The organism is Sinorhizobium sp. BJ1 (genome assembly GCF_002531555.1).
GTDB lineage: Bacteria > Pseudomonadota > Alphaproteobacteria > Rhizobiales > Rhizobiaceae > Sinorhizobium > Sinorhizobium fredii_B.
This window is the reverse complement of record NZ_NWTH01000054.1, coordinates 1-20,854: the sequence shown is the minus strand read 5'-3', so window position 1 is coordinate 20,854 and position 20,854 is coordinate 1. Positions and strand designations below refer to the sequence as shown.

At 59.6% G+C, this 20,854-nt stretch carries 19 protein-coding genes and 6 pseudogenes; 19 read left to right on the top strand and 6 right to left on the bottom strand.

Features of this window, described 5'->3' with window-relative positions; genetic code table 11:
• From CO676_RS35835 to CO676_RS35550, 15 genes and pseudogenes are all read left to right on the top strand, one after another.
• Positions 1–216, top strand: a 216-nt coding sequence (locus CO676_RS35835) for a hypothetical protein (protein ID WP_210202662.1), incomplete at its 5' end; no start/stop codon positions are given.
• A 90-nt stretch (positions 217–306) separates the two neighbouring features.
• The gene (locus tag CO676_RS32220) at positions 307–1,008 is read left to right on the top strand and encodes a CoA transferase subunit A (RefSeq protein ID WP_097524074.1); all 702 of its coding nucleotides are present in this window, start codon (positions 307–309) and stop codon (positions 1,006–1,008) included.
• 19 nt (positions 1,009–1,027) lie between these two features.
• Positions 1,028–1,657: a 3-oxoacid CoA-transferase subunit B gene (locus CO676_RS32215; protein ID WP_097524073.1), complete on the top strand. Its 630-nt coding sequence runs from the start codon at positions 1,028–1,030 to the stop codon at positions 1,655–1,657.
• A 63-nt stretch (positions 1,658–1,720) separates the two neighbouring features.
• Entirely contained in the window at positions 1,721–2,902 is a 1,182-nt protein-coding gene (locus CO676_RS32210; RefSeq protein WP_097524072.1) for an acetyl-CoA C-acetyltransferase, read from the top strand.
• 15 nt (positions 2,903–2,917) lie between these two features.
• On the top strand, positions 2,918–3,415 hold the full coding sequence (locus tag CO676_RS32205) for a UPF0262 family protein (RefSeq protein WP_097524071.1): 498 nt from the start codon (positions 2,918–2,920) through the stop codon (positions 3,413–3,415).
• A 98-nt stretch (positions 3,416–3,513) separates the two neighbouring features.
• Positions 3,514–4,102 (top strand): annotated as a pseudogene (locus tag CO676_RS32200) (Glu/Leu/Phe/Val dehydrogenase dimerization domain-containing protein); the annotation flags it as partial.
• Between the two features lie 385 nt (positions 4,103–4,487).
• On the top strand, positions 4,488–5,690 hold the full coding sequence (locus CO676_RS32195) for an acyl-CoA dehydrogenase family protein (protein WP_179875732.1): 1,203 nt from the start codon (positions 4,488–4,490) through the stop codon (positions 5,688–5,690).
• The gene (locus tag CO676_RS32190; protein ID WP_097524069.1) at positions 5,687–6,793 is read left to right on the top strand and encodes an acyl-CoA dehydrogenase; all 1,107 of its coding nucleotides are present in this window, start codon (positions 5,687–5,689) and stop codon (positions 6,791–6,793) included. Before CO676_RS32195 ends, CO676_RS32190 begins: the two co-directional genes overlap by 4 nt.
• Positions 6,794–6,800: 7 nt before the next feature.
• Positions 6,801–8,858 (top strand): acetate--CoA ligase family protein, encoded by a 2,058-nt coding sequence (locus tag CO676_RS32185; protein WP_097524068.1) that lies wholly within the window; start codon positions 6,801–6,803, stop codon positions 8,856–8,858.
• A 141-nt stretch (positions 8,859–8,999) separates the two neighbouring features.
• Positions 9,000–9,815, top strand: a complete 816-nt coding sequence (locus CO676_RS32180; RefSeq protein ID WP_097524067.1) for an enoyl-CoA hydratase-related protein — start codon at positions 9,000–9,002, stop codon at positions 9,813–9,815.
• Between the two features lie 283 nt (positions 9,816–10,098).
• Positions 10,099–10,848, top strand: coding sequence for an electron transfer flavoprotein subunit beta/FixA family protein (locus CO676_RS32175; RefSeq protein ID WP_097524066.1), 750 nt, complete (start codon positions 10,099–10,101; stop codon positions 10,846–10,848).
• 25 nt (positions 10,849–10,873) lie between these two features.
• Positions 10,874–11,809, top strand: coding sequence for an FAD-binding protein (locus tag CO676_RS32170; RefSeq protein ID WP_097524065.1), 936 nt, complete (start codon positions 10,874–10,876; stop codon positions 11,807–11,809).
• A 7-nt stretch (positions 11,810–11,816) separates the two neighbouring features.
• A complete protein-coding gene (locus CO676_RS32165; RefSeq protein ID WP_097524064.1) occupies positions 11,817–13,481 on the top strand; it encodes an electron transfer flavoprotein-ubiquinone oxidoreductase in 1,665 nt (554 codons plus the stop codon).
• Positions 13,482–14,022: 541 nt separating this feature from the next.
• A pseudogene (locus tag CO676_RS32160) lies at positions 14,023–14,563 on the top strand (phage integrase N-terminal SAM-like domain-containing protein); the annotation flags it as partial.
• Positions 14,561–14,841, top strand: a pseudogene (locus tag CO676_RS35550) (transposase); the annotation flags it as partial. The pseudogenes CO676_RS32160 and CO676_RS35550, both read left to right, overlap by 3 nt.
• A 198-nt stretch (positions 14,842–15,039) precedes the next feature.
• Here CO676_RS35550 and CO676_RS36520 read toward each other — a convergent pair.
• Together CO676_RS36520 and CO676_RS36515 are read right to left on the bottom strand one after the other, a co-directional pair.
• A complete protein-coding gene (locus CO676_RS36520; protein WP_245424594.1) occupies positions 15,040–15,573 on the bottom strand; it encodes a maturase in 534 nt (177 codons plus the stop codon).
• 128 nt (positions 15,574–15,701) lie between these two features.
• Positions 15,702–16,226 (bottom strand): transcription elongation factor GreAB, encoded by a 525-nt coding sequence (locus CO676_RS36515; RefSeq protein WP_245424592.1) that lies wholly within the window; start codon positions 16,224–16,226, stop codon positions 15,702–15,704.
• 624 nt (positions 16,227–16,850) lie between these two features.
• Here CO676_RS36515 and CO676_RS36900 point away from each other — a divergent pair.
• From CO676_RS36900 to CO676_RS32135, 4 genes and pseudogenes are all read left to right on the top strand, one after another.
• Positions 16,851–17,057: pseudogene (locus tag CO676_RS36900) on the top strand (transposase); the annotation flags it as partial.
• Positions 17,058–17,130: 73 nt separating this feature from the next.
• Positions 17,131–17,244 (top strand): annotated as a pseudogene (locus CO676_RS36510) (IS110 family transposase); the annotation flags it as partial.
• A gap of 311 nt (positions 17,245–17,555) precedes the next feature.
• Positions 17,556–18,245: an integrase gene (locus CO676_RS36505; protein WP_179875731.1), complete on the top strand. Its 690-nt coding sequence runs from the start codon at positions 17,556–17,558 to the stop codon at positions 18,243–18,245.
• Between the two features lie 192 nt (positions 18,246–18,437).
• Positions 18,438–18,578: a hypothetical protein gene (locus tag CO676_RS32135; RefSeq protein ID WP_179875730.1), complete on the top strand. Its 141-nt coding sequence runs from the start codon at positions 18,438–18,440 to the stop codon at positions 18,576–18,578.
• Positions 18,579–18,887: 309 nt separating this feature from the next.
• Here CO676_RS32135 and CO676_RS32130 read toward each other — a convergent pair.
• The 4 genes and pseudogenes from CO676_RS32130 to CO676_RS35825 form a co-directional block, all read right to left on the bottom strand.
• Positions 18,888–19,117 (bottom strand): annotated as a pseudogene (locus CO676_RS32130) (ISNCY family transposase); the annotation flags it as partial.
• Positions 19,118–19,267: 150 nt separating this feature from the next.
• Positions 19,268–19,699 (bottom strand): thioesterase family protein, encoded by a 432-nt coding sequence (locus CO676_RS32125; RefSeq protein ID WP_097524063.1) that lies wholly within the window; start codon positions 19,697–19,699, stop codon positions 19,268–19,270.
• Positions 19,696–20,652: a 3-hydroxyacyl-CoA dehydrogenase NAD-binding domain-containing protein gene (locus CO676_RS32120; RefSeq protein WP_097524062.1), complete on the bottom strand. Its 957-nt coding sequence runs from the start codon at positions 20,650–20,652 to the stop codon at positions 19,696–19,698. The genes CO676_RS32125 and CO676_RS32120 overlap by 4 nt, the downstream gene beginning before the upstream one ends.
• On the bottom strand, positions 20,649–20,854 hold a 206-nt coding region (locus CO676_RS35825), incomplete at its 5' end, for a hypothetical protein (protein WP_210202661.1). The genes CO676_RS35825 and CO676_RS32120, both read right to left, overlap by 4 nt.

The window sequence follows — 20,854 nt, the reverse complement described above, 5'->3', positions numbered from 1 at the left end:
GGCCAATTCTGGCGCGCCCGTTTCTATTTTCTCTCGGTTGCGGGGCTCGCTCTGGGCATCGCCAGTAGAGGCAGCCCATTGTTGCGTTGGCATCAACAAGGCCATGCTCGCCATATGTGCAAAGAATTCACATGTCCCACCGCCAACAACACCAGTCGCGTCTCGTGTCCTTTGCTATTTTTTGCAGCAATCGCCCGAGAGTATCGAGCGAAGTGAAGGTTCCTGACGGTGAGACGGCCGCTTACCAGGTCAGTCTAATTCGGGGAAGCGAGCCAGCTGATTTCGCAATCCAAGTGGAGGAATGACTTGAACAAGATCTACGCTGATTCAAACACAGCTCTCGAAGGTCTGCTGTTCGACGGGATGTTCATCGCGGCTGGTGGCTTCGGCCTCTGCGGTATTCCCGAGCTTTTGATCGATGCCATCCGCGAGGCTGGCGCGAAGAACCTGACGATCGCCTCGAACAACTGCGGCGTCGACGACTTCGGTCTCGGTGTGCTGCTGAAGACAAAGCAGATCAAGAAGATGATCTCGTCCTATGTCGGCGAGAACGCCGAGTTCATGCGGCAATATCTGAGCGGTGAACTGGAGCTCGAATTCAACCCGCAGGGGACGCTCGCCGAACGCATGCGGGCAGGCGGGGCAGGGATCGCCGGCTTCTACACCAAGACCGGTGTTGGCACCGTGGTCGCCGAGGGCAAGGAACTCAAGGCCTTCAATGGCGAGACCTTTGTGCTCGAGACCGGCATCGTCGCCGACCTCTCGATCGTCAAAGCCTGGAAGGCGGACACGACGGGCAATCTGGTCTTCCGCAAGACCGCCCGCAACTTCAACCCGCCGGCCGCCACCTGCGGCAGGATCTGCGTCGCCGAAGTCGAAGAAATTGTGCCGGCCGGCAGCCTCGATCCCGATCAGATCCACCTGCCGGGGATCTACGTGCATCGCCTCATTCAGGGCAAACACGAAAAACGCATCGAACAGCGCACGACGCGCGCAGCGGCGGCGTAAGGGCAGGGGGAGAGACAAGATGGCCTGGGACAGGAACCAGATGGCAGCACGGGCTGCCCGCGAACTTCAGGACGGCACCTACGTCAATCTCGGCATCGGCATTCCGACGCTGGTCGCCAACTACATTCCCGACGGTGTCCATGTGACGCTGCAATCGGAAAACGGCCTGCTCGGCATCGGCCCGTTCCCGACCGAGGACAGGATCGACGCGGACCTGATCAATGCCGGCAAGCAGACGGTGACGGCGCTGCCGCATTCGGCCTTCTTCGACTCGGCGCAAAGCTTCGCGATGATCCGCGGCGGCAAGATCGCCATGGCGATCCTCGGCGCCATGGAAGTGGCCGAGAACGGCGATCTCGCCAACTGGATGATCCCCGGCAAGCTGGTCAAGGGCATGGGCGGCGCCATGGACCTGGTCGCCGGCGTCAAGCGCGTGGTCGTCGTCATGGACCACACCAACAAGGCGGGCGAATCCAAGGTGCTAAAGGCCTGCACATTACCGCTCACCGGCAAAGGCGTGGTCAACCGGATCATCACCAATCTTGGCGTTCTCGAGGTCGTCGACGGCGGCCTGAAGCTGGTGGAGCTCGCCGATGGTGTGACCGAAAGCGAGCTACGCGCCGCGACGGACGCGACGATCGTTAACTGATCCGGCGCTTCGTCGGGCAATAGACCGACCTAATCCGATCCAACCAACAGCGGAGGAGCTATCATGAGCACCCCATCCATCATTATTGCCAGCGCCGCCCGTACCGCGGTCGGTTCCTTCAACGGCGCTTTCGCCAACACCCCGGCGCATGAGCTCGGTGCTGCCGTCATCAAGGGCGTGCTCGAGCGCGCCGGCGTCGAGGCAAGCGAGGTCGACGAGGTAATCCTCGGCCAGGTTCTGCCAGTCGGCGAGGGCCAGAACCCGGCGCGTCAGGCGGCGATGAAGGCCGGCATCCCGCAGGAAAAGACCGCCTGGGGTGTCAATCAGCTCTGCGGCTCGGGTCTCAGAGCCGTGGCGCTCGGTATGCAGCAGATCGTAACGGGCGATGCCAGGATCATTGTGGCCGGCGGCATGGAGTCGATGTCGATGGCGCCGCACTGCGCGCATCTGCGTTCCGGCGTGAAGATGGGCGACTTCAAGATGATCGACACGATGATCAAGGATGGCCTGATTGACGCCTTCCATGGTTATCACATGGGGATTACCGCCGAGAACGTCGCCCGCCAGTTCCAACTTACCCGCGAGGAGCAGGACCAGTTTGCCCTCGCCTCGCAGAACAAGGCGGAAGCGGCGCAGAAGGCGGGCCGCTTTGCCGCCGAGATCGTTCCTTTTGTCGTAAGAACCCGCAAGGGCGATGTCGTCGTCGATCAGGATGAATATATCCGTCACGGCGCGACGCTGGAGTCGATCGCAAAGCTTCGCCCTGCCTTCGACAAGGAAGGAACGGTTACGGCCGGCAATGCCTCGGGCATCAATGATGGCGCAGCCGCAGCCCTTTTGATGAGCGAGGAAGAAGCAGTGCGCCGCGGCATCACGCCGCTGGCCCGCATCGTCTCCTGGGCGACCGCCGGCGTCGATCCGAAGATTATGGGCACCGGCCCGATCCCGGCCTCGCGCAAGGCGCTGGCGAAAGCCGGCTGGAAAATCGGCGATCTCGACCTCGTCGAAGCCAATGAAGCCTTCGCCGCTCAGGCCTGCGCCGTCAACAAGGACCTCGGCTGGAACCCGGACATCGTCAACGTCAATGGTGGCGCCATTGCCATCGGTCATCCGATCGGCGCATCGGGTGCGCGTGTGTTGAACACGCTGCTCTTCGAGATGAAGCGCCGTGGAGCGAAGAAGGGTCTTGCAACGCTCTGCATCGGCGGCGGCATGGGGGTCGCTATGTGCGTGGAAGCTATGTGAGAGAGGGAGAGTGTGATGACCAGCGCCGAGTATCGCCTCTGCGATGTCGCACTCGACTGCTCCTTTCGGACACGGGATGCTCGCGTCGAGCGTGAACAGGCGCTCGCGATCATCGACCTTCTGGAGTCCAACACCTTTACGCCGCTCGGCCATGACGGCGGCCCCTATCGTCTGAAGATCGAGACGGTGGACGGGCGATTGGCACTACATGTCGCCGACGAGAACGGGCGACATGTCGTCAGCCACTTTCTGTCGCTCACGCCGTTCCGGCGCCTGCTCAAGGACTATACCCGCATTTGCGAAAGTTATTACGACGCCATGTGCCGGCCTGGCCCCGAGCGGCTACAAGCGATCGATATGGGTCGGCGTGGCATCCACAACGAAGCGGCCGAACTGCTGCGAGAGCGTCTCTCCACCAAAGTCAGCATCGACATGGACACGGCGCGTCGCCTCTTTACGCTGATTTACGCGCTGCTCGAGCGCAATCCAGAACATCGAACTTTGTCGAGTTAGCAAGCTATGAGACCTCCGCCGAGGACCCGCCGGCAGCTATCGCCCCATCATCAGCCTATAGAGGGAAGTACAACGTGCATGCAAGATCACAGTCGCCAATGCAGGTCAGTTCTGCAGGCTTCCTGGAAAGCGTCGACCAAAACTTCCGTCATGCCGTGTCCTTTCTCGATCTGCCGGAAGGACTGGCTGAACGGATCATCCAGTGCAACTCGACCTATCGGTCCGCTTCGGTGTCCGGCTGCGCGGCCGCATGTACAGCTTCACCGGCTGGCGCTCGGTCCACAGCGAACACGGCGAACCGGTCAAGGGCGATATCCGCTGCGCCTCCAATGCAGACGCCGAGGAGGTCGAGGCGCTCGCTGCACTGATGACCTTGAAGTGCTCGCTCGTTGATGTGCCGTTCGGCGGCTCGAAGGGGGCGCTGAAGATCGATCCGCGCGAGTGGACGCCGCAGGAACTCGAGCGCATCACCCGCCGCTTTACCCAGGAACTGAACAAGCGCGGCCTCATTCGTCCCTAGCGTCAACGTTTCCGGCTCCCGATATCGGCACCGGCGAGCGGGAAATGGCTTGGATGATGGACGAGTTCCGCCGCGCCAATCCGACCGACGTCGTCAATGCGCGCGCTTGCGTCACCGGAAAACCGCTGTCAAAGGGCGGCATTGCCGTGCGCACGGAACGCTCAGGACCCGAAGACGTCATGCGCAGCACTTGGGCGCGGATCGGGGATCTCCTGGCAGAAGCACCAGAGCTCGGCGACTACAGAACCGCCGTTTATGTCGCATCCATCCAGCAGATTGCCGAAGCTTATGAGGCTATCGGGCTCTGACCGGGTCGCATACGATCACGTGTGCGGCAAGGCATAACATTACGGACTGAAAATCCCTCTCAGTTGATGACAGCTTATCGAAGCGTCCGTCATGATGGTACGACTGCGACCGTATTGAATTTTCGACCCGTATAGGGAAGGAGCAGCCGCCAGACTTGTCGATCCTATTCACATGTCATCTCACAATACTAAAGTGACCGTTCGCCTAATCGGGGCTAGTTTTCTTCCCAACGGAGGAAACAAAATGGAACGATTGGACAGTAATCTAAGCTCACATGAAGCTGCGGACTTCCGTCGCAAAGTGAGAGCGCTTCTCTCCGAGCACCTGCCCGACGACATACGTGTTCAAGTCGAGCAGGAAAAGATGGACCTTTCCAAGGAAGACCAGAGAAAGTGGCATAAAATCTTGCGCGCGCACGGCTGGGCATGCCCGTCTTGGCCCACGGAGTATGGAGGTGCTGGTCTCAGCGATACCGAACTCTTCATACTTGAACGTGAGTTCGCGTTGGGCGGCGCACCGCGCCCTATGATTTACGGTGTCACTATGCTTGGGCCGACTCTTATTGCTCATGGTACTCCAGAACAAAAGCGGCGGTTTCTTCCAGGGATTCTGGAAGGGGACACCTTCTGGTGCCAGGGTTTTTCGGAAACCAACGCAGGCTCAGATCTCGCGAGCTTGAAATGCGCGGCTCGCCGCGACGGCGATGAGTATGTCATCAACGGTCATAAGATGTGGACCAGCGAAGGTCACATCGCAGATTGGATGTTTGGAATATTTCGAACTGATTCTTCAGGTCGTAAGCAGCAGGGTATCACATTCCTTCTACTCGACATGCGGAGCCCAGGTATCTCTGTCCAGCCGATCCCTACATTCGACGGCACAGGAAGCGAAATCAACCAGGTCTTTTTTGACAACGTACGCGTGCCGGTCGATCAGCGCCTCGGGGAGGAGGGGGCAGGATGGGAGATCGCGAAATTCCTACTCACTGCCGAACGCTTTAGCACCGCAGAGGTCTCGCGCTCCATTGCCTCGCTTAATCGACTAAGAACCTTTTGCAATACAACCACTGTCAACGGAAGGCGGTTGATCGAGGGTCCTTTCGTCGCGCGACGGCTAATCGAGTTGGAAATCTCGCTTCACGCTGTCGAGAAAACCGAACTGCGCTTCCTCTTTCACGCGGGCGATGAACTTGGGGCTGAGGCAGCACTTCTGAAGCTGCGCGGGACAGAAGTTCAAAATGCCATCCTGTCCGCGGCGGTGGATTTTCGCGGTCCAGCAGCCTCAATCGGAGCAGACGAGAGAAACCGGAAGCCCCCTGCACCCGACAGTTATGCTGAAGCTAGCCATGCCTTAATGGCGCACATGAATTATCGAAAAACGATGATCTATGGCGGCTCAAGCGAAGTTCAGCGTAACATCCTGGCAAAAGGAGTGCTCGGTCTATGATCAGGTCTCTTGGTTTAAACGAGACTGACCGCCTCGTACGCGATTCCGTGATGTCGTCGATCGCAGACGTACCTGACGCAGGGCTCGTATCGAGCAATCGCAGCGCCGATGCTTTCCGTGCCTTGGCCGAAATTGGGGTGCTCGCCGCGCCTCTACCGGAGGAGCTTGGGGGGATGGGAGAGGGCCTCGGTGCTGCAGCGCTGGTCCTAGAACCGCTGGGTCAGCGCGCGTTAGTTACTCCTCATGTGGAGTCGATCTGCGTGCCTGCGGCCATCGCAGAATTTTATCCTTCGGTTCCTTCACTGCGCGGGGCGTTGGTGTCTGCAGCGCAAGCTGAGCCAGGCGCGGTGCTTGCCTGGATGGAGCCGGGCTGCGGTTGGACCAGGCAACCCAGCCTCACAATGGTGGAGAGGAGTGGCGCCGAATGGATCCTTCGCGGCAGAAAGACGCTCGTGCGCTGGGGTGATGTTGTTGGTGGGTTCATTGTCACTGCACTGGCAGACGCTGAGCCCACGTTGTTCTGGGTTCCTCGCGATTGCGAGGGCCTCGAAATGAGCGTCTATCATTCTGCCGATGAGCGCAGCCTTGTAGATCTCGAATTTCACGACTTGCATCTTCCGCCGGAGAGTCGCATCAGCGATGGTGATGCGTCTGTGGTCATCGACTACGCGCTTGACGCCGGCGCAGCGCTGTCGCTCGCAGAAGCTGTTGGTCTAATGGACCGTGCGTTGGAGATGACAATCGACTACCTCAAGACTCGCGAGCAATTCGGTGTGTCTTTGTCGAAGATGCAGGCGCTGCAGCATCGATTGGTTGAGATGTACGCCACCACCGAATGTGCGTGGTCGCTCGTCCATGAAGCCGTATGCAGCCTGTCGAGAGAAGTTCCGGAAATACAGCGGCAATCGACGGTCTCCCGCGCCAAGGCATATGTCGGCCGTATGGGGCGACTCGTGGGACAGGAGGCGCTGCAACTCCACGGCGCGATTGGTATGACAAAAGAATATCCGCTTGGGCGCTATCTCCAGCGGCTAACTGCAATAGAGCTCGATTACGGCGACAGCGAATGGCATCTCAACCGCCTTGCCGGAAATTGCAGGTGACGAGACGATGAGACGAGATCTGACACCGCTTTTTGCGCCATCGACAGTGGCGATTTTTGGCGCGAGCGGGCGCGAAGGCCGTCCCGGCTATGAAATTGTAAAAGCGTTGAAGTCCTTTCCAGGTGGACCACGAATTTACCCGGTGACCCCGAATTATCGGGAAATCGATGGAGTTCGATGCTATGAAGATTTCGATGGACTGCCTGAGAAAATCGATCTGGGCGTGATCGCTAGCGGCTCGGCTCGAATCGTCAAAGATGCACAAAATGCAATTTCAATCGGCGCTCGCGCGCTGCACATCGTCGGCGACTTGACTCCGGAAGATTCAGTTCGGTTGTCGCAAATCGCCCGGGATGCAGGCGTACTGCTGCTTGGTCCGAATTCGATCGGCTTTGTGGATTTCGCAGGCGGGGTTGCCTCGACGTGGGCGATGCCCCCTGAAAATCATTGGAGCCCAGGCGGCATCGCGTTGATCCTGCAGTCCGGCGCGCTATTCTCGTATGCTAATTCGATCGACCCCCGTCTGCGATTTAGCACGACGATTCATCTCGGCCGGGAGCTAGGCGTTGGCCTGGTCGACATGGTTCATCGCGCGCTCTCAAAGGTTGAGACGCGCGTGATTGGTATCTACCTGGAAAGTGTGCGTGATAGCGTTGCACTTGGGGAGGCGTTAGCGTTAGCAGCGTCACGCGGAGTACCAGTCGTTGTCCTGGCCCCGGGGCGTACAGCGGAAGCGGCTGAAGCTATCGCAACCCACGCAGGCCGAATGGCGGGCGGGAGGGCGCCTCTTGAAGCAATCATCAGGCGTTATCGGTTGATTGAATGCATTACACTTGATCAGTTCTGGTGCACCCTTCACCTGCTTTCATCCGGGATTCAATTCAATGGCGGCGGGGTGGCGGTCGTCACGGATTCCGGCGGCCAGCGTGCTATGGCGCTTGATGCCGCAAGCCGCTCGAACTTACCGCTCGCCAAGTTTTCCGAAGCAACGGAAGGGTCGCTCCGCGAAATACTCGCACCCGAACTGTCAACCGTAAATCCAATTGATATCTGGTCGGGCGAAAAGGACGTCGCGGGTCATGTTGAAAACTGCTTTAAGGCCGTTCTTTCGGACGAGGATGCCAGCATCGGCGTGTTCGTTACCGAGTTCGGTGTGCCGGCTGCCGATACCTTTTCGACTAGGATTGCTGAGGGCGTTGCACGGCTGGCGGGGGGTTCGAAGCCGGTACTAGCAATCGGGTGTTCGACCCGGCACTTCGTATCAGATCGCATCATGGAGCTGGAGCGGACCGGAGTGCCTGTCTTAGATGGGCTCGAAACATCGTTCGCGGCACTTGCGCAACTCCATCGTTATGGATCCAGTAAAAACTATCCCACCGCTTCGGCTTTTTCCGAGACCAAAAGGCAAGAAGTTGAATTGGCGCTCGCGAAGGTGGCCCCGAACGATGAAGCGACTACACTGGACCTCATAGAGGCAGTTGGAATACCGACGGTGGCTCGGGCCGCGGTGGATAGTCTTGACGAAGCGATAAAGGCAGCCGCTACAATTGGTTATCCCGTTGTGGTCAAAACGGCCGAAGCTGTTGCCCACAAGACCGAAGTGGGCGGTGTCTGGCTTGATGTGACCGACGAAGGGAAACTTGAAGCAGCATACAAAGACTTGGCGATACGCATCGGATCCCGCGTGCTCATTGCTTCGATGGTGAAGGGCGGAGTTGAATTGGCTTTGGGTGCAGTACTAGATCCCGTGGCTGGCCCGATGGTCATGGTAGCAGCGGGTGGCGTGAAGGCGGAACTTCTCGCCGACCGGCAGTTCGCCCTAGCGCCGGTAAGCGAGGACGAGGCCCTCGATATGTTGCGCTCGCTCAGCATTAGCCCAACGCTCGATCCCTATCGTGGTAAGCCAGGCATCGATCGGAAGGCTATCGCCGGTGCCGTAGCCAATTTGTCCCGGCTAATCAGCGAGTACCCTCATGCGATCGCCGCTGTCGACATAAATCCAATCATCGCTACATCGCAGGACGTAATCGCCGTTGACGCACTGGTTTCTCCAAAAAATGAATAGTTCAACACCATTACGATCGACAGGAACCGGCATTCTTTCATGACTGTTCCGCACTTCAGGACAGTTGTCACAGGCTCTTGTCTCTCGACATCAGCGACGCTGCCTCCACCACTACATCGCCGTAAAACTGGAGACGCATTCATGGCTGAACCCATCATCAAAACTCAGCGAATTGGTAACGTACTTGAGATTGTTCTCAACCGCCCCCAGGTCAACGCAATCAATCGAGAAATGAGCCGTGCGATCTACTCGGTGCTGAAATCACTTCAGGAAGATCCTGAACTGAGTGTCGGTGTGATAATCGGGACCGGCGACCGTGTTTTTTCTGCGGGTTGGGACCTTAAAGACGTTGCAACCTCGGGCTTCAACCGCTTAGACGATGCCAATAACGAGACCGGTCATGGCCGCGGAGGCTTTGCCGGCATTACTGAATATCATGATCTTCTGAAGCCCGTGGTCGCTGCCGTCAATGGCGTGGCGGTAGGCGGGGGATTTGAGATGGCGTTGGCCTGCGACATGATTATCGCTGCCGAACATGCCTACTTTGAGCTTCCCGAGATGCAAAGGGGGTTTCTGGCGGACAGCGGCGCGATCCAACGTTTGCCGAAGCGAGTTCCCTACAACGTGGCGAAGGACATGTTGTTGACGGGCCGGCGGATGTCGGCCGAGGAAGCACAGAGATGGGGGTTGGTCGCATCTGTGCACGACAGTGCAAGTCTAAGAGAAGCTGCAATCGACTTGGCTACTCGTATCGGCAAGGGCGCTCCACTTGCTTTGCAGGCGATGAAAGAGGTCATGACACATATCGAGACACTCTCAACTGCTGAAGCGTTGTCCCTGACCAAGCCTGGCAAAAGTGGGCTGCCGATGTACGAGCGCATGGCACATTCCGAGGATTTCCTTGAGGGCCCCAAGGCCTTCGTCGAGCAGCGGCCGCCGGTGTGGAAGGGTCGATAAAAGCGCGCTGTAAGACGTGAACCCGAGCAATCGTACATGGGCATCTTGTTCGCCGGAAGGAGTCTTTAGCGCATCGTCGGCGAAATTGACGCAGATAGCTCCTTGCAACTTGTCTCGTTCCGAGCGTGAAGCGTCTTTGATGGTAACGTGCGTCTCACTCAAAGCATCAACTCCTTGGAGTGAGACCGAATTCCCATGGCGAATGAACCCTGTTCGAGCGGTTTAAGCTGTACGACGACGCCGCAAATCCTGCAGCGACGGCTATAATAGAAGGTTGGCAAAAGTGAAGATTCTTGTCCCAGTGAAGCGGGTGGTTGACTACAACGTGAAGATCCGCGCCAAACCAGACGGCACGGGTGTTGACCTTGCCAATGTCAAGATGTCCATGAACCCGTTCGACGAGATCTCGGTCGAAGAGGCGCTCAGGCTGAAGGAAGCCGGCAAGGCAAGTGAAGTCGTCGTCGTCTCGATCGGCCCGGCCAAGGCCGAGGAGACGCTGAGGACGGCGCTCGCCATGGGTGCCGACCGGGCGATCCTGGTCGAGACCGAAGACCAGGTCGAACCGCTCGCCGTTGCCAAGATCGTCAAGGGTGTCGCCGAGGCCGAACAGCCGGGGCTGATCATCGTCGGCAAGCAGGCGATCGACGACGATAGCAATCAGACCGGCCAGATGCTGTCGGCGCTCTTGGGCTGGGCCCAGGGCACCTTTGCCTCCAAGGTCGAGATCGCCGACGGCAGCGCCAAGGTGACGCGCGAAGTCGACGGCGGCCTGCAGACGGTCGAACTGAAGCTGCCGGCGGTGGTGACCACCGATCTTCGTCTGAACGAGCCGCGTTATGCCTCGCTGCCGAACATCATGAAGGCGAAGAAGAAGCCGCTCGACAAGAAGACGCCGGCCGATTTCGGCGTCGACACGGCGCCGCGGCTGAAAGTCTTGAAGACGGAAGAGCCGTCGGGCCGCAAGGCCGGCATCAAGGTCAAGTCGGTCGCCGAGCTCGTCGAGAAGCTCAAGAGCGAAGCCGGCGTTCTGTAAGGTTTTAGGAAAGGGAGATCTCACCATGGCCATTCTGCTTCTGGCTGACCACGACAATGCCAATCTTTCCGACCAGACGGCCAAGGCGCTGACCGCGGCGACGAAGATCGGAGCCGACTTGCATGTGCTCGTTGCCGGTTCCAACGTCAAAGCTATCGCCGAACGAGCTGCCAAGCTTTCCGGCGTCGCCAAGGTGCTCGTCGCCGACGACGCAAGCCTCGCCAACAATCTCGCCGAGCCGCTCGCCGCGCTGATCGTCTCGCTCGCTGAGAATTACCATACCTTCGTTGCCGCGGCGACGTCGGTCGGCAAAAACGTCATGCCGCGGGTTGCAGCCCTCCTCGACGTGTCGCAAGTCTCTGAGATCGTCGAAGTGATCTCGCCATACACCTTCAAGCGGCCGATCTATGCCGGCAACGCCATCCAGATTGTGCAGATGAGCGAGCCAAAGCGGGTCATTACCGTGCGAACCACTGCCTTCCCGTCTGCCCCACAGGGCAGCAACTCGGCTGCCGTCGAACAGGTCCCGACGGCAGCCACTTTCTCTGATCTCTCTGCCTTTATCTCGGAAGACAAAACCATCTCGGAGCGTCCGGAGCTGACCTCGGCGAAGATCATCATCTCCGGTGGCCGCGCGCTCGGCTCCTCGGAGAAATTCAGGGAGGTGATCCTGCCCGTCGCCGACAAGCTCGGTGCCGCTGTCGGGGCAAGCCGAGCCGCCGTCGATGCCGGTTATGCCCCGAACGACTGCCAGGTGGGCCAGACCGGCAAGGTGGTCGCCCCCGACCTCTACATCGCCTGCGGCATCTCCGGCGCCATCCAGCATCTCGCCGGCATGAAGGATTCGAAGGTCATCGTCGCGATCAACAAGGACGAGGAGGCGCCGATCTTCCAGGTCGCCGACTACGGTCTCGTCGCCGACCTGTTCGAAGCCCTGCCGGAACTTGAAAAGGCGCTCTGAGGCGAGAATGACCGAGCGACAAGAACTGCCAGAACGCGAGAGCATGGAATTCGACGTGGTGATCGTCGGGGCCGGTCCGGCCGGGCTTGCGGCGGCGATCCGGTTGAAGCAGGTCAATCCGGAACTCTCCGTCGTCGTCCTGGAAAAGGGTGCCGAGGTCGGCGCGCACATCCTTTCCGGCGCCGTCGTCGATCCGATCGGCATCGACCGGTTGTTGCCCGGCTGGCGCGACGAACCGGACCATCCGTTCAAGACCGAGGTCACCGACGATCATTTCCTGTTCTTAGGTCCCGCCGGCTCGATCCGCCTGCCGAATTTCCTGATGCCGCCGCTGATGAACAATCACGGCAACTACATCGTCTCGCTCGGAAACGTCTGTCGCTGGCTTGCCACTCACGCCGAGGCGCTCGGCGTCGAGATCTATCCGGGCTTTGCCGCAACCGAAGTGCTCTACAACGACGAGGGCGCAGTGATCGGTGTCGCCACCGGCGACATGGGCATCGAGCGCTCCGGCGAGCCGGGGCCGAACTTCGCCCGCGGCATGGCGCTCCTCGGCAAGTACACGCTGATCGGCGAGGGCGTGCGCGGTTCGCTCGCCAAGGAACTGATCGCCAAGTTCAAGCTCGGTGAAGGCCGCGACGTGCCGAAATTCGGCATCGGCCTGAAAGAGCTCTGGGAGGTGAAGCCGGAGAACCATAAGCCAGGGCTGGTGCAGCACTCTTTCGGCTGGCCGCTCGACATGAGAACCGGCGGCGGCTCGTTCCTCTATCACCTCGAGGACAACCTTGTCGCGGTCGGCTTCGTCGTCCACCTCAATTACAAGAACCCCTATCTCCATCCCTTCGAGGAATTCCAGCGCTTCAAGACGCACCCGGCGATCCGCGGCACCTTCGAGGGGGCCAAGCGCCTGTCCTATGGCGCCCGCGCCATCACCGAGGGCGGCTATCAGTCGGTGCCGAAGCTCTCGTTCCCCGGCGGCGCGCTGATCGGCTGTTCGGCCGGCTTCGTCAACGTGCCGCGCATCAAGGGCAGCCACAACGCGATGCTGTCGGGCATTCTCGCCGCTGAAAAGCTGGCGGACGCCATTGCCGCCGGCCGCGCCAATGACGAGCCAATCGAGATCGAGCGCGGCTGGCGCGACAGCGCCATCGGCCAGGACCTGAAGAAGGTCAGAAACGTCAAGCCGCTGTGGTCGAAGTTCGGCACGGCGGTCGGCGTGGCGCTCGGCGGCCTCGACATGTGGACGAACCAGCTCTTCGGCTTCTCCTTCTTCGGCACGCTGAGACACGGCAAGACCGATGCGGCTTCGCTGGAACCGGCGGAACAGCATAAGAAGATCGACTATCCGAGGCCGGACGGGGTCTTGACCTTCGATCGCCTCTCCTCGGTGTTCCTGTCGAACACCAACCATGAGGAAGACCAGCCGATCCACCTGCAGGTCAAGGACTGGGATCTGCAGAAGCGCTCCGAGTACGACGTTTATGCCGGCCCGTCGGCGCGCTACTGTCCGGCCGGCGTCTACGAGTGGGTGGAGAAGGACGGCAAGCCGACCTTTGTCATCAACGCGCAGAACTGCGTGCACTGCAAGACCTGCGACATCAAGGACCCGAACCACAACATCAACTGGGTGCCGCCACAAGGCGGGGAGGGGCCTGTTTATTCGAATATGTGATAGGAGGCTAGTGGGCGATTACTAGCGGTGCCTCCCTCTTTTCCACGTCTGGTGAGCTTCTCCACGCTCGGAGATTCCGCCCCGCCTGCCAGGAACCGGTTGCCGTCGACAATGCTTTTGTACCCGAGAAAAAGAACCGTTAGGTGGATCGATGGCCTACGTCATCCGATGTGTCGTATCCGGCCGACCAACTGCTTGAGCGCCAGAGTACGAGGGCTGCCGAAGGCCAGGCCGTGGCGAGTGGTGTCGATCTTCAACTTCCGCTACCGCATCGAAGGCGACAGCGCGCCTTCGATGACGGCGCGACGGTCTATATCGAATTTTCCCTCCGGCATCGCCGGACCCACGGTGACGACCGCCTTGCTGAGATGGCCTGAAAACTGAAAGTCCTACTGCAAGCGGTAGGCTCAATCGATATTCACGATTGATCTAACCCGCTGACGCGGGAGAGGTGGGGTTTGGAGGCGCGGTCTCCTGATTGGGAATTGGGATGTTGGGGTGTTGAGAACCAACCCCTGACCGGGAGACGGACCGATGACCGATGCCCGGGCAGAGCCCGCTGCGCCGCCGCATGATCGACGACATGACGCTTCACAGCTGTCGCCGGCCACGCAGCGATCCTAGCTGCATGCCGTGACAAAGTTCAGCCGTTGTTTCGGCCACTCGCCGGATCGTCTGGGGCTGGAGGATGTGGGCGCGTTCCAGGTCTACCTGGTGTCGCCGGGCATCTCTCCTGGCTGGCGCTCAACCAGATGGTTTGCGCGCTGCGGTTCTTTTACGGCGTGACGCTGGACCGGGCCGAGATCCCTGAGCGATTGCCTATGCGCGCACGCCGCGCAAGCTGCCGGCGATCTTGAGCGCCGACGAGGTCGTGCGCTTTCTCGAAGCGGTGCCATCCTTGAAAGGCGCACACGGCGCTGACGACCGCCTATGCCGCGGGGCTGGGTGCCTCGGAGACGGTGAGCCTGAAGGTCGCCGACATCGACAGCCAGCGCATGGTGATCGAGGTCCGTCACGGCAAGGGCGCCAAGCATCGCACGGTGATGCTGTCGGCGCAGCTGCTTGGCATCCTGCGCACCTATCAGAACAAGCGGCAGGTCTATACGATCCTGTTCGAGGCGGCCCCCGAGACGCTCAAGACCATTGTCGCCGATCCGCGGCATCTCGGCGGCGAAGTCGGCTTCCTCGCGATCCTCCACACCTGTGGGCAGACGCTGACCCATCACCCGCATCTGCACTGTCTCGTCCCCGGCGGCGCCTTGTCCGCCGATGGCGGACGCTGGATCGCCTGTCGCCGCCGCTGTTTCTTCCTGCCGGTCCGGTGCTCTCCCGGCTGTTCCGCCCCCTGTTCCTCGAGCGCTGCTGGCGGCGCCGACGGCCGGAGGCCTGCGGTTCCTCGGCGCCCTTGAACCGCTTGGCGACGACGACGCCCTGGCCCGGGCGCTGTGTCAACTGCGCAAGAAGCGCTGCCGAGTAGGTGGGGACGTTGCCATCCCCACCCCTCACAGACCTGGACGTGCGGGTTTCCCGCATGCGGTTCCTCACCAGAGAGTTTCGCTTATGGGGCGTAGGGATGAGCGATCCGGACTGGAGGCAAAGGGTGACGTTTCAGGATTTCGTTGAGGCGGGCCCATCGGACCACGCTTTGGCGATCTCGCCGAGACAACCACTCTTGCCAAATCCGGACGACCCGTCGGGCGTACCATCGCAATCGTCGAACGTTGCCACCAATGCCGTAATAGACGTAGTGGCCCCGCAGCATAGCGGATAGATGGCGGTGCTGGTCGCGGATCGGCCGATGCCGGTTCTTCCGGCACCAGTTGTTCGCCGCAGCCACCGCACGGGCAAAGAGGCCCTTGGCCGTGACTTGCCGAACCATGTTGCGATCTTTCCGTGACCGCCCCCAGACATGGAAGCCAAGAAAGTCGAACGTGGTCCCATCCGTTACCGAATGGTGGGTTCCATCTGCCCGCCCTGGGCGGAAGTCGACGAGGCGTGTCTTGTCGGGATGAAGCGGAAGCCCAAACCGGGCAAGACGCTTGCCCAGCACGGCCAGCACACGCTCGACGTCAGCGAGATTGCTGAACGCCATCAGCGCATCGTCGGCGTAGCGGACAAGGGTGCAGTCCCGGCAAGGCGCGGCCTCACCTCACTCTCGAACCACTCGTCCAGCACGTAGCGCAAGAAGATATTCGAGTGGCAGGGTGAGATCACACCCCCTTACGGGGAGCCCTCGGTCGTACGGTGCAGGAGACCGTTTTCCACGGCCCCCGCCTTCAGCCACTTGTCGATCATCCGTCGGATGACGCCGTCCGTGACTCGTTGGTCGAGGAAACGCTCGAAGATGAGAGTGCGGAATCCAATCGAAATACTGGCGTATGTCGATGTCGAGCACCCAGTAGAGGCGCTTGGCCCAGAGCACATACTGCAATGTGCGGAGCGCTTGGTGGGCCGACCAGCCCGGGCGGAAGCCGTATGAAAGTCTTGCTCATAAACCTCCTCCAGCACCATCGACACGGCGCGTTGCGCCACCTTGTCTTCGAAGGATGGAATGCCGAGCTTCCTTTGCGAGCCATCCGCCTTCGGAATATACGTCCGTCGAACCGGCTGCGCGCGATAACGGCCGGACCTGATGCGATCGAGAAGGTCCACAAGATTGGCCTCCAGGTTCGCCTCATAGTCTGCCGCCGTGACGCCGTCGATGCCGGGAGCACCATCCTTGCGGGTCAGCCGATAGGCCTCCATCATCCAGTCCAGATCGATGACGTGGTGCAGCGAGCACAGCGCTGTCCCCCCGTTTCGTCCTCGCCAAATTGGCTATCCGTTGTCGGTTCGTAGACAGGTTTGTAGGGTTCAGAGCCCTCTCCCATGTTTCAGGTCAACGGTTCTCTCTTCATGATTCCTCCCTTTCCTATGTCGGGTCCCGGTGAGGCCGGTTCCCCGACTTCGTCGGTACTATGAAGGCACTACGACTTCCCGCCCGCGCACTCCTAAAACCTTATGGTTTCGGTCGCAGGCTCCACGCGCTCCTCCATTCTTCGTGTTCGCCGAAGCACTCCCGACGGCGTGGAGGGCGCGTCGGGCCCGGGACCTTGGTCAGCCGGCGTCCCTTTATCCGGCGTGCTGCGTCCGGGGACGCGAGCGGGATCTCACAGGTTCCTGGCGATCCGTCCCATGCCTTTGCCCTGCTCCAAGACAGGTCAAGCCGACAAGACCTCGCCTTTCACGGTCTCGCCGATGCTGCCCCCGGACAACCCAAAACCGAAGGCCTCAACGGGTACATAATCTCGAGGCTAACACAGGGCTTCAGCAGCCGCTGTCTACCTTCACGAACGCTGTTGCCAGCGCCCATGCAAGACTTGCTTCCGGCTGGCGGGCTGCACCTCTACCGGGAGGGGGTCGAACCCCTCTGGATCGCTTCGAAAGGTTTCAGGTTACATTTCCATTCTCCTTTCCAGGACTTCTCCTGTCGCAAGGATCGTCAATGCCGAGCACCCGTTCGGATCGCCCGAACGGGTGCTCGCCTCTCTCGGCCGCTACGCCCATCGCGTCGCCATCGCCAACAGCCGCTACGTCTGCAGCCTCGTTGGGCTCAACGAGGACCGGCGGGGTGATTCTGCGCCGTCGCCGTGTGACGGACTTGGTCGGCAGGATGGAGCCTTGCATTGGGGCGATGGAAGCCTGCTGCAGCGCGCATCACCTTGGGCGGATCCCTGGTGACAGGGGTCACGCGATCCGGCTGATGTCGCCGGAATATGTGCGCCTCTACGTGAAGTAATGCTCACCGTTCCATTCCTTGACTAATCATCAGGTGACCAGCGCGGGACCGGCGCAGAAAATCCATACAATTCTGTTGTTTGTCGCCGTCTTTGCTCTGCATTATTTTCCAGCGAACCTCTTCGGTCATTCGACCAGCAGAGAAGCTATTGATGTCGAAATCTGAACGAGAACTGACCACTGAACTCAAAGCCGTACTGAGCAGTCACCGATATAGTCCGGTGGTGATCGGAAATTACTGCGCCTGCACAGGAGTTTCTCGATTACTTAGGGCAGCGAGGAATTCTGGTAGCAGATGTGATCGAAGCCGAGGTCGCGCTATTCCGGAAGCGCCGCGGTCGGAATCCCGGCAAGCGCGGGCACGGAATCCCGCGGGCGGGCATTCACGCTCTGCTGCGGATTGTGCAGGATCAGCGGCCACCTGCTCCAAAAGCAACTCGCGCCGCCGACGCACTGCGGGTTTGCGATCTGCAACGAATACGAACCTGGCTTCGCGAGCAGCGTCGTCTTGATCGGGCCAGCATTGACGCGTTCTTGTGGGAGGCCAGACACTTCCTGGGCTGGCAACTAGAACGATGCGAAGCCGAAGGCCTCATGGAAGTGAGCGTTAGTGACATCGACCGCTATATGCGCGCCTCGAAACTGACACGCAGTTCGCTGAAATGCGCAGCGGAGCGGCTTCGCTCGCTACTGCGTTATCTCTATAGGACAAGCCTCATTGGAACGGACCTGTCGCCGCATGTTCTGGCGCCGCGGCTTTACACCTGTGAAAGGGTGCCTTCCATTTTGGAACGGGACCAAATCGCAGCGGTTCTGCTAAGTGCGAGCATGGACAAAACGCCGGCCGGCTTGTGGGACCATGCGATATTACAACTGCTCGCCACCTACCGGCTCCGATCAGGAGAAATCCGCAACATGCGGATTGAGGATATCGATTGGCGGACCGAAGCCATTCGTGTCCAGACGTCATACGTCGTGCCGGGTTGAAGCCGTTGAAAGGAAAAGCCGGCCCACGCGTTCACGATCTGCGCCACTCAATACTCGTAAACCGTATCCTTGAATGGTACCGAATGGGAATCAACCCGCAGGATCGACTATCCTTCCTCGCGACCTATCTTGGCCATCGGGATATCAACGCCACCCTGGTCTACATCACCGTCACGCAGGATCTTTGCATCTGTGGTTCAAGCAGCGGGGAAGCAGAACGATGGTCGTCTGAAGAAGAAGAAGAAGAAGACGACGATCGTGGCGCTCGCCCGCAAGCTGCTCATCGCGCCGTGGAAATACGTCAATGCTGGCGTCGTCATCGAGGGGGCGTGATGAAGACCCCCTGATCCCAATCGCAACCAAATTCTGCTATCTTCCAGGACCCGATCAGTCCTGGCGGATCCAGGTGGGACGAACCGCAGTTGAGTATGGCTCCAAACGCCGCTTGATAGGATGGTTTCATCCTCCTAAGCTGTTGTCCGCCGCAAGCGGGATGTTGGTTCCGCTGTCTTGACCAGCGACCGTATATAAGTTGGATCTGGCTTGGAAACGGGCCGCGTCTTGCAATGGGGCTCAGACCGTGGATGTCGCAACAACCGACGGAAACAAAAAAGTCACCCTGACGAGAGTCCCACATTGACGCTCCTCATATAAACTCAACTGGCGATGCTGCTTGAGCAGCGCGCAGCCTCGGCCGGCAGCCCCTCGCGGCCGGTCTCCTTGAGACCATGCCGGCGCAGGTCCCGCGTCACCAGCCCGAGCAGATCGCGATGCTCATCCAGCCATTGCGACATCACCTTCAGTTCACGACCGATCTCGTGTTCGGCGAAAAGATCGAATGTGCTCGCCTGGACGGTGCGTTCTTGGCTCATTGTCGGCTCCGGCGGTTACGGGTTTCAGTAGGTTGATCTAAAGTTTACCTGAAGCCACCGCTTGCTTGCGGAGATATCGCGACTCATACAATAATTTCCGCAATTTAGCGTTTATTGACAGGCACTAGCTAGACAGCCGGTTAGCTCGGCTTACGCTATGCTCAGTTTGTAGGTGGCATCGGACGGCGGCGAGCCCCAAGACTCGAAGTATTGAACGATAACCTCCGTAAAATTCGCCACTTTTCGCGTCTCAGGGTCGAAGCACAGGTTGAGTGTCTCCACGCTGCACATCAGCTCATCGCCGCTTTTGATGTGGTGAAGGAGCTGAAAGCGCTTGTTGTCGAAGGCCAACAAGGCGGAATTGACCTCGACCGGCATTCCCAGACGTAACTCTCGAGCATATCGGACGTAGGTCTCCGTCATGACAAATTGGAGGCTGCCGGCCTGTTCGCCTTTCGCATTCTTCCATATGTCGAGAGAGGCAAGATCCGCTACCCGCTGGTACTGCAGGAAATTGACGTGATCGAGCTCGTCGATCCAATCGTGACCGACTGTTCCGGTCCAGGTTACAACCCAAGTCATTGAGCGCGGCCGCCCTTACGCTGTCGCATTACATCAAGCAGCATCCTGATCTTGGCAACGCCTTCATTTCGCAAAGCAATCAGACCGTCTTGCCCCTCGGCGCCGATGCCGCGGCACACTTCGTCGGCGTACGCGGTCATCAGGGCCTTATCGGGTGTGAATGTCGCAGGCGCTGTGTAGCCGCTCTCTATCTCATGCGCGATTTGATCGACGAATTCCTGATACAACGACGGATCACGAGCTCCGAGATAGAATACGGCGGACGGACCCATGACTGCCCATCGGATCGCCGGACCTGCTACGATTGCCCTGTCTATTGCTTCGAGATCGGCCACACCTTGCGACAGAAGGTAGAGAATCTCGCGAAACACGGCCAACTGAATCCTGTTGCCGATATAGCCATCGATCTCACGCTTCAGTTCAACCACTTCACAGCCGGTCTTCTGGTAAAACTGCGTTGCAGTGGCGGTCGCTTTCGGGGCCACATCTCCACCAGCCACTTCCACCAGCGGGGTCAGATAGGGAGGGTTGAAGGGATGGCCGATGATGATCCGCTCCCCATGTTGCGCCTCTCGCCTCAAGTCCGCTGCGAGAAAACCGGACGAGCTCGAAGCAATAATCGCGTTAGCCGGCGCCAGAGCGTCCAACTGAGCGACCAGCTTGATTTTAGCATTCACATCCTCAGTGGCGCTTTCCTGGATGAATTGGCTACCGTCAAGCGCTTCTGCGAGATTGGTGGTGAACCTAACGCGGGCAACTGATGCACCTGGCGCAAGTCCAAGTTCCTCCAGCGACGGCATTGCCCGTGCGAGCGACGCTTTGAGATATTCTTCACGTTCAGCCGACACGTCGTAGACGGTGACGTCCAAGCCTGCTCGCATGAAATGCGCAGCCCATCCGGCACCAATAAGGCCGGCGCCGACGCAGGTAACTTTAGAAATTGTAGTGTTCACTTGGTTCTATCTCCGGCGAATCCCTCGCTGTCGCGACGGAAATGTTCAAATCGGTCAAGAAGCTGAGGCTGATTGTATGGAGGCGAGATCAATACGAGATCGCTGCCTGCCGACGTGGCCCACACCTGCCGCTCCTTGTAAGGCTTATAGTGCAGACGGGAGGCGGTGACCGGTTCGTATTGCGCTTCAATATGTGAATATG

Coding starts and splice junctions, on each gene's coding strand:
- CO676_RS36520 (WP_245424594.1), bottom strand. CDS start 15,573: ATGGCGTTCAGCAATCTCGCTGACGTCGAGCGTGTGCTGGCCGTGCTG.
- CO676_RS32185 (WP_097524068.1), top strand. CDS start 6,801: ATGAGACGAGATCTGACACCGCTTTTTGCGCCATCGACAGTGGCGATT.
- CO676_RS32205 (WP_097524071.1), top strand. CDS start 2,918: ATGACCAGCGCCGAGTATCGCCTCTGCGATGTCGCACTCGACTGCTCC.
- CO676_RS32180 (WP_097524067.1), top strand. CDS start 9,000: ATGGCTGAACCCATCATCAAAACTCAGCGAATTGGTAACGTACTTGAG.
- CO676_RS32165 (WP_097524064.1), top strand. CDS start 11,817: ATGACCGAGCGACAAGAACTGCCAGAACGCGAGAGCATGGAATTCGAC.
- CO676_RS32190 (WP_097524069.1), top strand. CDS start 5,687: ATGATCAGGTCTCTTGGTTTAAACGAGACTGACCGCCTCGTACGCGAT.
- CO676_RS32210 (WP_097524072.1), top strand. CDS start 1,721: ATGAGCACCCCATCCATCATTATTGCCAGCGCCGCCCGTACCGCGGTC.
- CO676_RS32195 (WP_179875732.1), top strand. CDS start 4,488: ATGGAACGATTGGACAGTAATCTAAGCTCACATGAAGCTGCGGACTTC.
- CO676_RS36515 (WP_245424592.1), bottom strand. CDS start 16,226: ATGGAGGCCTATCGGCTGACCCGCAAGGATGGTGCTCCCGGCATCGAC.
- CO676_RS32215 (WP_097524073.1), top strand. CDS start 1,028: ATGGCCTGGGACAGGAACCAGATGGCAGCACGGGCTGCCCGCGAACTT.
- CO676_RS32170 (WP_097524065.1), top strand. CDS start 10,874: ATGGCCATTCTGCTTCTGGCTGACCACGACAATGCCAATCTTTCCGAC.
- CO676_RS32125 (WP_097524063.1), bottom strand. CDS start 19,699: ATGACTTGGGTTGTAACCTGGACCGGAACAGTCGGTCACGATTGGATC.